Genomic DNA, 14,551 nt, shown 5'->3' with positions numbered 1-14,551 from the left:
AGCCGTCATCCTCGTCCGTCCTCCCCCTCGGCCGAAGCCGCCCGCCCGGGGCGCGCGTCCTCGGAACCTGACGGCCCGGAACTTCCGGTCACCAACGTGGCCGACACGACCGTCCCTCGACCCGGCACGCTGCTGACCGTCATCTCGCCGTCGAACACCGCGACCCGGTCCCGAAGACCGAGCAGCCCGGTGCCCGAGTCCGGGTCGGCACCGCCGACACCGTCGTCGGCGACCGCGAGCCGCAGCACGCCGTCCTCGTACCGGACATCGATGGCGATGGCCGTCGCGTGGGCGTGCTTCAGGGCGTTGGTGACCGCTTCGGCCGCCACGAAGTACGCGGTGGCAGCGAGAGGCCGCGGCAGCTCGGGCACCGCTGTCGCGCTGACCCGGACCGGGCACGGGGAACGGGCGGCGATCATCTCCAGGGCGGCCACAAGTCCCGTCTCGCTGAGGACCGCCGGGTGGATTCCGTGCGCGAGGTCGCGTAGCTGGTCCATTCCCTCGCCCATCAACTCCGCGATACCGTCCAGCAGTTCGGCCAGGTCCTGGTCAAGCGTGGGTTGGTTCGCCACCTGCAGGCGGGCCAGCCGGAGCGTCACCAGCGCGGTGACGAACCGCGACTGCGCGCCGTCGTGCAGATCGTGCTCGATCCGTCGGCGTTGCTCGTCGCCCGCCTCGACGATGCGGGCTCGAGAGGCACGTACCTCGGCCAACTGCGCCCGCACCTCGGCGGCGAGCCGCTGGTTGTCCAGTTCCAGGGCCACTGCCGACACGACCGCCTCCAGCACGTACCGGTCCTCGCGCAGCGCCGGGTCATGGAGGAGGACGCCGACCCGCCGGCCGTTGCGTTCCAGCGGGCTGACCTGCTGTCCGGGCGCGGCCGTGAGCGTACGGCCCCGGCTGTCGACGTATCCGGTCTCATCCGGGGCAGGGAAACCCACCTCTACGGAGCTGTCGCCGAGCGCTTTCGCGAGCGCGTCCCGCAGGTCTTCCTCAGACGCGAGCGGCATCCGGCGGAGCAGATCGGCCACCGCGGTCCGGCCCATCCGGACCCGCCACACCCCGGCCAGGAACGCCAGCGGCAGCAGGAGCACGGACACATGGGCGATGTTGATGAGAGGGGTATGCGTCCATGAAGGCCCGGTCCCGAGCATCCCGTCCAGCGCGGAGGCGAGACCGCCCACCAGTCCGACGGCGAAGAGCGGGGCGAGCACGCGCCGGGCCGGACGGGTGGCGGTCACCCAGCGGACCAGCAGGACGGCGACCACCGCTCCGCTCATGACGAACTGCACCACGTCCGTCGCCTGCCGCAACCAGTCCACGGGGTGCACCAGCAGCAGGTTCCGTACGACAGATGTCGAGAACAGGACGCTCACCGGCATCAGCCCGAAGGCCGTCAGATACCCGGCACCGGCCAGTACCCGGTCGATCCGGGACCTCAACAGGCCGTCCGGGAACATCAGCAGCAGCGGCACGAGGAACCCGCTGGACGCCGAACGGACGAGCAGTCCCACGGTGTGCACGACCGGATCCGGGCTGATCTGCAGGTCCTCCGCGAACCAGCCGATCCCCACCAGAAGCATCATCAGCCCGACACGGTTGCCGGGCCGCCGCAGCCGCGCCAGCAGCCCCGCGCCCAGGTACAGGCCGCCGACGGCTCCCGAGAACAGGATCGTGGTCGTGGTGGTGTACCGGCCCGGCGCCGTCACGATCAGTACGTACGTCCCGAACCCCGCGCCGGACATGGCCAGGACAACGGCCTCACGGCGGGCCGGCAGTCGTCGTATCCGAAGCCGCGAAGGCGAGACCCGCCGCTTTCCCCTGGGCGTCGTCACTGCGGGCACCGCGCCCGGAGACGGCATGTCCGCGGCACCAGACAAGTGAGCCGCCCCCTACCCCAACGACGCGACTACTCACCGTAGCGCCGAAGTGACGGCTCCCGTGGCGGAATCCTCGCATTCCGGTAACTCCGTCCACAGACGGGCGAGTTGCGGCAGCCCCGTACCGCCAGGCGCTAATGCTCAGAAACGAGCCGCTCCTCCGGGATCACCGCGACGCCGAGGATCTCGATCATCGCCTCCGGCTGCCAGAGCGCGGTGGTGCCGATACCCGCCATCGCCGGATAGACCGGGCCCGCGAGCTCGCGCCAGACCTTGCCGATCTCCTTGCCGTGCGCCTGATAGTCGGGGATGTCCGTGAGGTAGAGCGTCAGGCTCACCAGGTCCTCGGGGATGCCGCCGGCCGCCCGCAGGGTGGTGAGCACGTTGCCGAACGCCTGTCGGAACTGCTCGACGATGCCGCCGGGGACGATCCGCATGTCCGCGTCCAGGGCCGTCTGTCCGCCCAGGTAGAGCGTGTTGCCGCTGAGGGTGCCGTGCGAGTAGCCGCTCGGCGCGGGGAGCGAGGGCGGGTTCACCGGGATCGGAGTCGTCATTGCGGGTTCCTCCTCGGACGGGCTGGTGCGGTCAGCGTAACCCATCTATTGACTGTTTTCGACGGTCGTGAAAATCTCGCTATATCGCCGCCCGGTCACTCCGGCCGCCGCCACCCCGAGGGAGATCGCCCATGAAGCTCGCCACCGTGGCCCACGAAGGCCGCAGGACGGCCGCCGTCCTCGACGGCGACCGCTGGCGGGCGCTGCCGGCCGAGGATCTCTCCGCACTGGTGACGAGTACGACACCCGACCGGATCGCGAGCCTCGCCGGGGCCGAACTGCCCGGTGCCGCACCGGTGTTGCCGCTGCCGTCGCCGCGCAAGGTCGTGTGCTGCGGGCTCAATTACGCGGACCACATCACCGAGATGGGCCGCGAGCTGCCGGCCCACCCCACGCTCTTCGCGAAGTACGCCGACACGCTGACGGGCCCCGAGGACGAATTGGTGCTGCCGCACGGTCTGGACGTGGACTGGGAGGCGGAGCTGGCGGTCGTCGTCGGGGCCGAGCTGAGCGGGGTGGACCGGGACACGGCCGGGCGGGCGATCGCCGGGTACACGGTCGCGAACGACATCAGCGTGCGGGACTGGCAGAAGCGCACGCTGCAGTGGTTCCAGGGCAAGGCCTGGGACCGCACCACCCCGCTCGGGCCGGTGGTCGTCACCCCCGACGAACTGGACCCGGTCGCGGGCGTCGAGGTGATCTGCCGGGTCAACGGCGTCGAGCGGCAGCGCGGCAACACGCGCACGCTGGTGTTCGACGCGGCCGATTTGCTCGCCTATGTCTCCACCTTCACGGTGCTGCGTCCCGGCGACCTCGTGCTCACCGGCACCCCCGGCGGTGTGGGGTCGGGCATGACCCCGCCGGTCCATCTCGCCGACGGCGATCTCGTCGAGACCGAGATCCCCGGCATCGGCACCCTCCGCAACCGTCTCCGTCTCACCGACTCCAGGAGCTGATCATGGAACCCGATTTCTCCCAGTACGTCCTAGAGGGCGACAACTCGTCGTACGCCAACGCGTCCGGTCTGGTCGTCCCGGTCGTGACCCGCGCCGGTCTGGAGGTCGGTGCCACCGGCCAGTCGGCCGGGGCGAGCCGGATCTCCGGGGTCTCCGTCCAGCACACGCCGGCCACCAAGTTGTGGTTCGGGAAGGTGAGCAACGAGTCGGGGTACCGCTCCGTCCCCCATCACCACGGCGAGGCCGAGACCGGTGGCTATGTCCTCTCGGGCCGGGCCCGGATCTACTTCGGCGAGCGGTTCGAGGACTACCTCGACCTGTCGGAGGGCGACTGGGTGTTCGTCCCGCCGTTCATGCCGCACGTCGAGTGCAATCTCGACCGCAACAACCCGCTGACCTGGATGACGACCCGCACCCCGGAGAACATCGTGGTCAACCTGGAACAGGTGGCCGACGCCGACCTGCGCGACTGGCTGGACCGGCCGTGACCGACTCCCGATCCACCAGCACCGGCGCCGACGTCCGCTCCGGCCCGACCTCGGCCACCTTCACCGATGCGATCGCACTGACCCCCGTCGAGCCCGAGCACTTCGACCTCGCCTTCACCGCGACCACCCAGCCCTGCCCCTGGCCGAAGGCGTACGGCGGCGACATGGTGGCCCAGGCCACGGCCGCCGCGATGCGCTCGGTCGAGGGCAAGACGCTGCACTCGATGCACTCCTACTTCCTGCGGCCGGTCGACATCGGCGCCGAGGTCCGCTACGAGGTGGAGCTGCTGCGCGACGGCCGCGGCTACGCCACCCGGCAGGTCCGCGGCTTCCAGAACGGCAAGCCCGTCTACACCTGCCTCGCCAACTTCGCCGCGGGTGAGCCGGGCGCGATCTTCGCCGCCGAGCCCCCCGTCGGCGTACCGGATCCGACCGAACTGCCCAGCTCCGCCTCGTACTTGCGCGACACCGCCGCGCCCCGGGGCACGATGACCGACACCTCCGAGGAGTACTGGAGAGGCGGCCGCAGCTTCGACATGCGGCATGTTCCCGGGCCCGTCTACCTCACGGTCGAGGGTGAGCGCGTGCCCCAACAGGCCGTGTGGGTACGGCCGTTCGACACGCTGCGTCCTGTCGAGGGCCTCACCGACGAGCAGCGCGATCTCGCCGCGCTCGCCTACGTCTGCGACTACACGATCCTCGAACCCGTCCTGCGCGTCCTGGATCTGCCGTGGGCGCTGCCGGGACTGGTCACCGCCAGCCTCGACCACGCGATGTGGTTCCACCGGCCCGGCCCCATGGACGAGTGGCTCCTCTACGCCCAGGAGGCCGTCGCCGCCGACGCCGGTCGCGGCCTCGCTGTCGGCCGTTTCTTCACCACGACCGGTACGCACGTGGCCACCGTCGTTCAGGAAGGCCTGATCCGCAGCTCCTGATTCCCGCACGGCCCACCTCAACCTGCGGAAAGGAACATCCCGATGGACCACATGGATCACCCGGACCCGATGGGCCTCTCGCCCTCCGCCTATCCGGACACGTTCGCCCGCGACCACCTCCCGCCACGCGAGCTGTGGCCGGTACTGGAGTTCACCACCGACGAACTCCAGTACCCGGAGCGCCTCAACGCCGGCACCGAACTCATCGACGTCCCCACCGCCGCCTTCGGCCCCGACCGACCGGCCCTGCGCACACCGGACGGCGAGGTGTGGACCTACGGCGAACTGCTGTGCCGCGCCAACCAGATCGCCCACGTCCTCACCGAGGACCTCGGCCTTGTCCCCGGCAACCGGGTACTCCTGCGCGCCCCCAACAACCCGTGGATCGTGGCGTGTTGGCTGGGTGTCCTCAAGGCCGGCGGCATCGTCGTCACCACCATGGCGGCGCTACGGGCCCGCGAGCTGACCCCCGTCGTGGAGAAGACCCGCCCGGCCGTCGCCCTGGTCGACCACCGGTTCACCGCGGACGTCGAGGCCGTACGCGACGCCGTACTGCCGGACCTCAGGATCGTGGCGTACGGCGGCGACGCGCCCGACGACCTGACGCGCCAAGTGGCCGCGAAACCGGCGGAGTTCACCGCGGTCGACACAGCCGCCGACGACGTCGCCCTCTTCGGACCGACCTCTGGCAGCACCGGCGTACCTAAGATCACCACGCACTTCCACCGCGACATCCTGTCGATCGACAACACCTTCGGCCGGCACACGCTCCGGCTGCGGCCCGACGATCTCGTGTCGTGCACGGCACCACTCGCCTTCACGTTCGGGCTCGGCATCCTGGTCGTCTGCGCCCTGCGGGCCGGGGCGTGCGCGCTGCTGACGGAGGCCGTCGCGCCGGAACCCCTGGCAGAACTCGTCGCCGAGGCGGGGGTCACCGTACTGGCGACCGCGCCGACTGCGTACCGGCAGATCCTCAAGGCCGGGAAGGCGGACCGGCTGCACGGTCTGCGCGGTGCGGTCAGCGCCGGGGAGCACATACCGGAGGAGGTGTGGCAGCAGCTCCACGAGGAGACCGGCATCAAGGTCATCGACGGCATCGGCGCCACCGAGATGATCCACATCTTCATCTCCGCCGCGGGTGACGACATCCGACCCGGATCGACCGGCAGGCCGGTCCCCGGATACCGCGCCACCATCCTCGACCTCGACGGCGAGGAGGTCGGCCCCGGTGTCGAGGGGCGGCTGGCCGTGATCGGCCCGGTCGGCTGCCGCTACCTCGACGACCGGCGGCAGGAGAACTACGTGGTGCGCGGCTGGAACGTCACCGGTGACACCTTCGTCCGCGACGAGGACGGCTACTTCTACTACCGCACCCGCACCGACAACATGATCGTGTCCTCCGGCTACAACATCGGCGGTCCCGAGGTCGAGTCCGCGGTCAACTCCCACCCTGACGTCGTCGAGTCCGCGGTGGTCGCCAAGCCGGACCCCGAGCGCGGTTCGGTCGTGTGCGCCTTCGTCGTGCTCCGCGAGGGGGTCGTCGGCGACGACGCCAAGGTCAAGGACATCCAGGACCACGTCAAGGCGCAGCTGGCGCCGTACAAGTACCCGCGTGCGGTGCGGTTCTGCGACGAGCTCCCCCGCAACACCAGCGGAAAGCTCCAGCACTTCCTGCTGCGCCGGATCGTCGAGAAGGAGAACCAGGCATGAGGATCGCGATCGTGGGCGGCGGACCGGGCGGGCTGTATCTCGCCGCGCTGATGAAGCAGTTGGACCCCGGCCACGAGATCACCGTGTGGGAGCGCAACGCTCCCGACGACACCTTCGGCTTCGGCGTGGTCTTCTCCGACGAGACCCTCGGGGGCATCGAGAACGCGGACACCGTCGTCCACGACGCGATGGAGAGCCGCTTCGCCCGATGGACCGACATCGACATCGAGTTCGACGGCCACCCCTTCACGGTCGGCGGCCAGGGCTTCGCGGCGATGGCCCGCAAGGACCTCCTGCACATCCTCCAGGACCGGGCCGCCGATCTGGGCGTCACCGTGCACTACCGCACCCTCGCCCCGGACGTCGACGAACTGCGCAGGTCCTACGACCTGGTGGTCGCGGCGGACGGCATCAACTCGGCCGTGCGCACCAAGTACGCCGACGCCTTCGTCCCCTCCCTCGACCAGCGCACGAACAAATACATGTGGCTGGGCACCGACCGGGTCTTCGAGGCCTTCCAATTCCTCGTCAAGCAGACCGAGTTCGGGACCATGCAGATCCACGGATACCCCTACTCCGACTCGGGCTCGACCTTCATCGTCGAGATGGCCGAGGACGTGTGGCGCAAGGCGGGTCTGGACGCGACAGAGGGCACGCAATTCGCGCCCGGCGTCAGCGACGAGGAGTCCATCGCCCGCATCCGCGAGATCTTCGCCGGGGAACTCGCCGGCCACAAACTCCTGACCAACAACTCCCGTTGGCTCAACTTCACGACGGTCCGCAACGAACGCTGGCACCACCACAACGTGGTCCTCCTCGGCGACGCCGCCCACACCGCGCACTTCTCGATCGGCTCCGGCACCAAGCTGGCCATGGAGGACGCCCTCGCCCTCACCGCGTGTCTGCACGAACACCCCACCGTGGACGAGGCGTTGACGGCGTACGAGACCGAGCGCCGCCCGGTGGTGGAGTCCACCCAGCGTGCCGCCCAGGCCTCGCTGGAGTGGTTCGAGAACATCGGCCGCTACGCCGGGCAGGATCCCGCGCAGTTCTGCTTCAACCTGCTCACACGCTCCCGCCGGATCACCTTCGACAACCTCAAGGACCGCGACCCGGGCTTCGCCGACCTGATCGAGCGCGGCTTCGCCGAGTCCCAGGGCCTGGCCGGGTCCGCCCCGGCGATGTTCCAGCCGTTCACCATCGGCGGCCTGGAGCTGAAGAACCGGATCGTGGTCTCCCCGATGGACATGTATTCGGCCGTCGACGGCGTGCCGGACGACTTCCATGTCGTCCACCTCGGCTCCAAGGCGCTCGGCGGCGCCGGTCTGGTCATGACCGAGATGGTCTGCGTCTCCCCCGAGGCGCGCATCACCCCGGGCTGCACGGGCCTGTGGAACGACACGCAGCGCGACGCGTGGGCGCGGGTCACCTCCTTCGTCCACGACCGCAGTACCGCGAAGATCGGCCTCCAACTGGGCCACTCGGGCCGCAAGGGCTCGACCCGGCTCATGTGGGAGGGCATGGACGAGCCCCTCACCGAGGGCAACTGGGAGGTCGTGGGCCCGTCTCCGCTGCCCTACGGCACCGGCTGCCATGTGCCGCGTGAGATGACCCGGGCCGACATGGACGCGGTCGTCGCCGACTTCGTGTCCGCCGCCCGGCGCGGCGCCGACGCGGGCTTCGACCTGCTGGAGGTGCACGCGGCCCACGGCTACCTCCTCTCCTCCTTCATCTCCCCCCTCGCCAACCGCCGCACCGACGAGTACGGCGGCGACCTGACGAACCGGCTGCGCTTCCCGCTGGAGGTCTTCGACGCCGTACGGTCCGCCTTCCCCGCCGACCGACCGGTGACCGTCCGGATCTCCGCCACCGACTGGGCCCCCGACGGGAACACCGAGCACGACGCGGTCGAGATCGCACGCGCCTTCGTCGCCCATGGCGCGGCGGCCGTCGACGTGTCGTCCGGCCAGGTCACCAAGGACGAGAAGCCCGCCTACGGCCGCTCGTACCAGACCCCGTTCGCCGACCGCATCCGGCACGAGGTCGCCGCTCCGGCGGGCGCGGCCGTGATCGCCGTAGGAGCGATCTCGTCGTACGACGACGTCAACTCGATCCTGCTGGCCGGCCGCGCCGACCTGTGCGCGCTCGGCCGCACGCACCTCTACAACCCGCAGTGGACCCTGCAGGCCGCCGCCGAGCAGGAGTACCGGGGCCCGGGTGCCGACTGGCCGACGCAGTTCGCGGCCGGCCGCCGCAAGCCGCCCACATCGCGGACGGACGCGATCCGCCCGCGTCTCGCGCTGCTGCGCGACACCCCCCGGGACGCCGTCCACCTGCGGTGGACTCCCGGCCGGGCGCCGGAATGAGCGGCCCCTACGGCGTCCACCGGGCCCGGGTGGAGTGGATCGACACGGACGCGGCCGGGATCTACCACAACACCACCGTCGTCCGGTTCGCCGAAGCGGCGGAGGCCGAGCTGATGCGCGCCTACGACATCCCGGGCTACTTCCCGGTGGCTCCCCGGGTGCGCTACGAGGTGGAGTTCGAGGCGTCCATCCGCTTCGGCGAGGAGATCGAGACGCGCGTCGAACTGATCCGTCTCGGCCGGTCCTCGATGACCTTCGGCTTCGAGGTGTGGCGCGACACCTCCGGCGAGAGGCCGCGCCTGCGTGCCGCCCGGGGTAGTTACGTCACCGTGCACGTCCCCGACAAGGAGACCGGCGGCAGCGCGCCCTGGCCGGCCGCCTGGCGCACGGCGCTGGGTGCGACCGATGTCTCCGAAGCTCACTGAAATACTACGATCGTGACGGCAAGCGACCTCGTAGACGACAGCCCGGGCCAGCCCGCACCGCCGCGATCCCTGATCGTGACGGTGTACGGCCTCTACGCGCGCGAGGTCGGCGGCTGGATCAGTGTCAGCACCCTCATCCGGCTGCTCGCCGAACTCGACGTCGACGCCCCGGCGGTCCGCTCGTCGATCTCCCGGCTCAAGCGCCGCGAGATCCTGGTGGCCGAGCGCCGGGACGGCCGCGCGGGCTACGCGCTCTCGCCGTACGCCCGTGCTGTCCTGGAGACCGGTGACCGGCGCATCTTCGAACGCAACGACGCCACCGACGAGGGCTGGGTCGTCGCCGTGTTCTCCGTGCCGGAGAGCGAACGGCAGCACCGCCACCAACTCCGGTCACGGCTGGCCTGGTTGGGCTTCGGCACGGTCTCGTCCGGGGTCTGGATCGCCCCGGCCCACGCGCTCGACGACACCCGCGACCACCTGCTCCGACACGGCCTGGACCAGTACGTCGACCTGTTCCGCGCCGACTATGTGGCCTTCGGTGACCCCGCCGAACAGGTGGGCCGCTGGTGGGACTTGGAAGCCCTCCAGAAGCTCTACGACGATTTCGTCACCGAGTTCACGCCCATGGCCGACCGCTGGTCCGGGGCCGGCCGGAGCAGGCGGTCGGAGCAGGAGGCGTTCATCGACTACGTCCATGTCCTCACGGCCTGGCGCAGGCTCCCCTACCTCGACCCGGGCCTACCCGGCACCCTCCTCCCCGCCACCTGGTCCGGCACCACCGCGGCCGACCTCTTCTCCACTCTCCGCCAGGCCCTCGCCGAACCGGCGCACGAGTTCGCCCGGCGCCTGCTGGACGAATCCCCTTGACCCGGCGGTGAGTTCACGCGCTCACTTGCCGAACGCCTGCCGGAACCGGTTGACGGTCTCGGCGGACACGCCGTTCGCGCCGCACATCGGGAGGACGCCGTCCTTGGCGGCCACGATGTAGCGCTCACCGTTCAGGAACGTCAGCCTCTCCGGCTGATCCGTGCCGCTGTCGAGCACCACCGTCTCCGTGCCACCGCCCTTCAGCCAGTACTCGACATGGAAGGTGACCATCTGCCCCTTGATGGAGGTGACCGTTCCTGCGAAGAGGGTCGGGTACCCGCGCAGCGTGTCGGGGCTGGGCTCCGCGCACTTCGCGTTGGCGGAGCCGCCCGCTGTGGTGAGAGTCAGGGGGCCGGCCGAGGTCGAGTGACCGTTGTCGTCGTTCGCCATGATTCCTCCGGCGATGCCGCCGCCGAGCATCAACAGAGCGGCGGCCGCCGCGAGTCCGAGGAGACGGCGGCGTCCCTGTCCCTCGATGGTCTTCGCGGGACGGCTCGTGCTGTCGGCGGCGGTCGCCGACGGGAGTGCGGTAGCGGTGTTCAAGGTGGCCTCCACAAGACGGTCGATGTCGGGCAGCGGAGCGTTCGGGGTCAGTGCGGGGTCCGCGGACTTCAGCAGCGCCAGCAGCTCGTCGTCGTTCACTGACTGCTCCTTCCTTCATCACTCTTGTGTCCGGCGTGTTCGGCATCCTTTCGCCCCAACTGTGCGGCGAGTTTCCTCTTCGCCCGGTGCAGCCGGATGCTCACCGCGTTGGGTGTCATCCCGGTCGCCTCCGCGATCTGACGCGGCGCCAGCCCCTCCCACGCCCACAGGCGCACCACCTCACGGTCCTGCTCCGCGAGGGCGTCGAGCGCGGCATGCATTTCGCCGTGATCGGCGGCGTCGGCGGGAGCCCGCTCCTGCGCCCGGCCCAGCCGCTCCACCAACCGGAGCCTGCGTCCATCGGCACGGCGGGCGTTCGCCAGACAGCCCCGCGCCACTCCGTAGCACCAGGGCAACACGTCATCGGGATCAGGACCGGGCCGGGAACCGGACATGGAGTCCGTTCCGAGCCCGGGGACGTCGTCGATACGACGCCACAGCACCAGCATCGTCTCCGACAGGACGTCCTCGACCAGGTCGACGCCCGTCCTTCGCAGCAAGTACCGGTGCAGCGGTTCCACCACCACGTGCGCCAGGCTCTCGAAGCGCGCCCGCCGCATCCGGCGCGCTTCCTGTTCCGTCATGGATTCCACAACCCGTACTGTCCGGCACCGGCCGGTTCCTTTCCGCACGACATCTTGTTTCACGCTACATGTAAGTACATAATGCCGTTATGCATAAGCGGGTTATGGATCCGACGCCCTCCCAGGCCTCGTCGGAGGACCTGATCATCGCCCTGGAGCGGATGGTCCGCTACGTCCGCCAGAGCGCCGTCACCGGTGGGCTGAGCACGGCCGCCTCCGCCGTCCTCGGACGCCTGGGACGTGAAGGCCCGTGCCGACTGACCGATCTGGCCCGGGCCGAGGGCGTCTCCCAGCCGAACATGACCCAGCTCGTCACCCGGCTGGAGCGCGCGGACCTGGTACGGCGCACCGCCGACCGGAGCGACGGCCGGGGCGTCCTGGTGGAGGTGACCGACACGGGTCTTGAGGTCTCCCGGCAGCGGCGCGCCGAACGCGCCCACGCCCTGCACCTACTCATCGAGGAGCTGACCGGCCCGGAACAGCGGGCGGTGCGAGTCGCCCTCCCGGCCCTGGCCAGAGCGATCGACACCCAGGAGGACAAGCACACATGAGCGCACCACACGGAACTGCCGCCAGCCCGTTCCGGCAGCCCAAGGCCGTCTGGGCCGTCGCGTTCGCCTGCGTCATCTCCTTCATGGGGATCGGGCTCGTCGACCCGATCCTGCCCGCCCTCGCCGACAGCCTGCACGCGACGCCGAGCCAGGTCTCCCTGCTGTTCAGCAGCTATCTGATCGTGACGGCGGTGGCGATGCTGTTCGTGGGCTGGTTCTCCAGCCGCTTCGGCGCCAAGCGCACCCTCGTCGTAGGCCTCGCGGTCATCGTGGTCTTCGCCGCCCTGGCCGGCACCTCCGGCTCCATCAACGGCATCGTCGGCTTCCGCGCGGGCTGGGGGCTGGGCAACGCCCTGTTCATCGCCACGTCGTTGGCCGTCATCGTGGCCTCCGCCAGCGGCGGATTCGGTGGCGCGATCATCCTGTACGAGACCGCGCTGGGTCTCGGCATCGCCGTAGGACCGCTGCTCGGCGGCGAGTTGGGCGGCATCAGTTGGCGCGGCCCGTTCTTCGGCGTCGCGGTCCTCATGACCATCGCGCTCGTCGCCACCGCCCTGTTCGTGCCGAGCCTCCCCAAGCCGGAACGTGTCACCTCACCCCTCGCACCCCTCAAGGCGCTGCGCCACCGCGGCCTGCTGACGATGGGCATCATGGCCCTGCTCTACAACTGGGGCTTCTTCACCATGCTGGGCTACGCGCCCTATCCCATGGAACTGAGCGCCCATCAACTCGGCCTCGTCTTCACCGGCTGGGGCCTGCTCGTCGCCGCGTTCAGCGTCTTCTTCGCCCCACGCCTACAAGCCCGTTACGGCACCGCGCCCGTCCTGTACGCCAACCTGGTCGGCCTCGGCGCCGTGATGGCGGTGATCGCCGCGGGCGTGGCCACGCCGACCGTGGTCATCGTGGCGGTCATCGTCTCCGGAGCCTTCATCGGGATCAACAACACCTTGACCACCCAGGCCGTCATGCTCGTCTCGCCCGTGGAGCGACCCGTGGCCTCCTCCGCGTACGGCTTCCTGCGCTTCATCGGCGGCGGCCTGGCCCCGTACGTGGCCGGCAAACTCGCCGACGCGACCGACCTGAGCGTCCCCTTCTATCTGGGCGCGGCGACCTTCCTGCTCGCCATCCCGGTCCTCGCCAGCGGCCACCGCCTGCTCCGCGAGGCCGAGCAGGGCGTCAGCGAGGGCGAGTCCGTCACCCCCGCCCTCATGCCCGTCGGCAAGGTCCCGAACCGGAGCACATCCCCGGTCATCGTCGCCGTCGCCGCTCATGACCGGGCCCCCGCCATCGTCGACGCGGCGGCCCGGCTCGCCCGCGACACGCAGAGCCCGCTGGAGGTCGTCCACGTCCAACTGATCGCCGTCGTGGAGGAACAGGCCACCGACACCGAAACACCCGACCAGGCCCGCGCCGCCGTGACCGCCCACCTCGACCGCCTCGCCCGGCAGGGCATCGCGGCGACCGGTCAGATCCTCACCACCGTCGGCGACCACGCCGCAGCCGGCCGCGTACTGGCCCGCCACGCCACCGACACGGACGCCCGCGTCATCGCCGTCGGCCGCTCACCGCACGGCCCCGTCACCCAGTTCGCGGAAGGCAGCCTCACCACCGCCCTCACCCACGCGGCCACCTGCACGGTCGTCCTCGTCGACCCTGACAGGGCACCTCGCCCGCTCACGTCCGCGACTCTGTCGGCGCTGCGCGACGGCGCGGCCTGAGGGTCCCTCGTGTACTCGTGCTGGTCGAGGGCGCTTGTCGTACCTCAGGCAGAGAGGTCGCCGGCCGTGCGGTGCCGGCAGTACCGCAACGCAAGCGGGACATGGACGAGACGGTCCTGCCCGCGGACTATCAGTCGCGCGGTGTGCCCTGGACATCCGCGCTCGGCGACGGCGGGCCGATCCAGTTCGATCCCCGCACGTCCAGCCGCTTGCCGTAGTCCTCGCCGGGCAGCGGTTCCGTGCGCTCGGGACCGGCTCGCAACCCGTCCAGCAACAACCTCAGATAGCGCCGCCACAGCTCCGGCTCTCCACTCCGCTCGGTCACCGCGGCCAGCATCTGCTGGATCACGACCAGGTCCCAGGGCTCCACGTCCGCGCGCAGAACACCCTGTCGCTTGGCTCGCTCGACCACGAGATCGACGTTTCGCCTGATCTGTTCCCGGTGTCGTAGCCCCGCCGGCACCGCGCGGTCGCTGTGGAGCACGACCTCGCGCAGGCCACGGTCGAGTGCCTGCAGTTCGGCCACGCGCTCCAGACCGACCGTCAGCCCGCGCCAGGCGTCGGCGTCCTCCGCCCCCTCCCGGGTGGCTTCCTCGACGCGGGCGAACATGTCGTCGACCAACTCGTCGATCAGGGCCTGCTTGTTGGGGAAGTGGCGATAGGCCGTCCCCACGCCGAGCCCCGCATGGCGGGCGACATCGTCCAGGGTCGCCCTCAGACCGTGATCGCGGAACACCTCTCGGGCGGCGGCGAGCAGCTTGCCGCGGTTCGCCTCGCGGTCGCGCCGTGGCCTGGGCGCACGGCCCTCACCGGTCTCACCGGATGCGGAGGGAGTCGCCACGCGGGGATCTCACTTTCATCAGAGGCCCTGATCG

14 protein-coding genes are annotated in these 14,551 nt (G+C 70.3%); 9 read left to right on the top strand and 5 right to left on the bottom strand.

Going from position 1 to position 14,551, the window contains the following annotated elements; all coding sequences use genetic code 11:
• Positions 1 to 5 precede the first annotated feature (5 nt).
• Complete coding sequence (locus tag ABZT04_RS33230; protein WP_356060803.1) at positions 6 to 1,745, bottom strand: ATP-binding protein; 1,740 nt, start codon at positions 1,743 to 1,745, stop codon at positions 6 to 8.
• A gap of 269 nt (positions 1,746 to 2,014) precedes the next feature.
• Complete coding sequence (locus tag ABZT04_RS33225; RefSeq protein ID WP_356060801.1) at positions 2,015 to 2,434, bottom strand: RidA family protein; 420 nt, start codon at positions 2,432 to 2,434, stop codon at positions 2,015 to 2,017.
• Positions 2,435 to 2,565: 131 nt separating this feature from the next.
• Here ABZT04_RS33225 and ABZT04_RS33220 point away from each other — a divergent pair, with 131 nt between their 5' ends.
• Genes ABZT04_RS33220 through ABZT04_RS33190 form a run of 7 tightly spaced genes read left to right on the top strand, consistent with a single transcriptional unit; the run spans position 2,566 to position 10,181 of the window.
• On the top strand, positions 2,566 to 3,390 hold the full coding sequence (locus ABZT04_RS33220) for a fumarylacetoacetate hydrolase family protein (RefSeq protein ID WP_356060799.1): 825 nt from the start codon (positions 2,566 to 2,568) through the stop codon (positions 3,388 to 3,390).
• Positions 3,391 to 3,392: 2 nt separating this feature from the next.
• A complete protein-coding gene (locus ABZT04_RS33215) occupies positions 3,393 to 3,878 on the top strand; it encodes a cupin domain-containing protein (protein ID WP_356060797.1) in 486 nt (161 codons plus the stop codon).
• Positions 3,875 to 4,813 (top strand): acyl-CoA thioesterase domain-containing protein, encoded by a 939-nt coding sequence (locus ABZT04_RS33210; RefSeq protein ID WP_356060795.1) that lies wholly within the window; start codon positions 3,875 to 3,877, stop codon positions 4,811 to 4,813. The genes ABZT04_RS33215 and ABZT04_RS33210 overlap by 4 nt, the downstream gene beginning before the upstream one ends.
• Positions 4,814 to 4,864: 51 nt before the next feature.
• Positions 4,865 to 6,523, top strand: a complete 1,659-nt coding sequence (locus ABZT04_RS33205; RefSeq protein WP_356060835.1) for an AMP-binding protein — start codon at positions 4,865 to 4,867, stop codon at positions 6,521 to 6,523.
• Positions 6,520 to 8,889, top strand: a complete 2,370-nt coding sequence (locus ABZT04_RS33200) for a bifunctional salicylyl-CoA 5-hydroxylase/oxidoreductase (RefSeq protein ID WP_356060793.1) — start codon at positions 6,520 to 6,522, stop codon at positions 8,887 to 8,889. The genes ABZT04_RS33205 and ABZT04_RS33200 overlap by 4 nt, the downstream gene beginning before the upstream one ends.
• Positions 8,886 to 9,314 carry a hotdog domain-containing protein gene (locus ABZT04_RS33195; protein WP_356060791.1) on the top strand — a complete coding sequence of 143 codons (429 nt, stop codon included), beginning with the start codon at positions 8,886 to 8,888 and terminating at the stop codon, positions 9,312 to 9,314. The genes ABZT04_RS33200 and ABZT04_RS33195 overlap by 4 nt, the downstream gene beginning before the upstream one ends.
• Before the next feature lie 12 nt (positions 9,315 to 9,326).
• Positions 9,327 to 10,181 (top strand): PaaX family transcriptional regulator C-terminal domain-containing protein, encoded by an 855-nt coding sequence (locus ABZT04_RS33190; RefSeq protein WP_356060789.1) that lies wholly within the window; start codon positions 9,327 to 9,329, stop codon positions 10,179 to 10,181.
• Positions 10,182 to 10,202: 21 nt separating this feature from the next.
• Here the strand turns inward: ABZT04_RS33190 and ABZT04_RS33185 are convergent, their stop codons facing one another.
• Positions 10,203 to 10,823: a hypothetical protein gene (locus tag ABZT04_RS33185; RefSeq protein ID WP_356060787.1), complete on the bottom strand. Its 621-nt coding sequence runs from the start codon at positions 10,821 to 10,823 to the stop codon at positions 10,203 to 10,205.
• Positions 10,820 to 11,407, bottom strand: coding sequence for a sigma-70 family RNA polymerase sigma factor (locus ABZT04_RS33180; RefSeq protein WP_356060785.1), 588 nt, complete (start codon positions 11,405 to 11,407; stop codon positions 10,820 to 10,822). Before ABZT04_RS33180 ends, ABZT04_RS33185 begins: the two co-directional genes overlap by 4 nt.
• 89 nt (positions 11,408 to 11,496) lie before the next feature.
• Here ABZT04_RS33180 and ABZT04_RS33175 point away from each other — a divergent pair, with 89 nt between their 5' ends.
• Both ABZT04_RS33175 and ABZT04_RS33170 read left to right on the top strand, forming a co-directional pair.
• Entirely contained in the window at positions 11,497 to 11,958 is a 462-nt protein-coding gene (locus ABZT04_RS33175) for a MarR family transcriptional regulator (RefSeq protein WP_356060783.1), read from the top strand.
• Entirely contained in the window at positions 11,955 to 13,676 is a 1,722-nt protein-coding gene (locus ABZT04_RS33170; protein ID WP_356060781.1) for an MFS transporter, read from the top strand. Before ABZT04_RS33175 ends, ABZT04_RS33170 begins: the two co-directional genes overlap by 4 nt.
• A 130-nt stretch (positions 13,677 to 13,806) precedes the next feature.
• Here ABZT04_RS33170 and ABZT04_RS33165 read toward each other — a convergent pair whose 3' ends face one another.
• Positions 13,807 to 14,517, bottom strand: a complete 711-nt coding sequence (locus ABZT04_RS33165) for a helix-turn-helix domain-containing protein (protein WP_356060779.1) — start codon at positions 14,515 to 14,517, stop codon at positions 13,807 to 13,809.
• Positions 14,518 to 14,551: the final 34 nt, after the last annotated feature.

The sequence above is a fragment of the Streptomyces sp. NPDC005492 genome (assembly GCF_040605995.1).
Lineage (GTDB): Bacteria > Actinomycetota > Actinomycetes > Streptomycetales > Streptomycetaceae > Streptomyces.
This window is presented reverse-complemented; position numbering and strand designations above follow the sequence as displayed.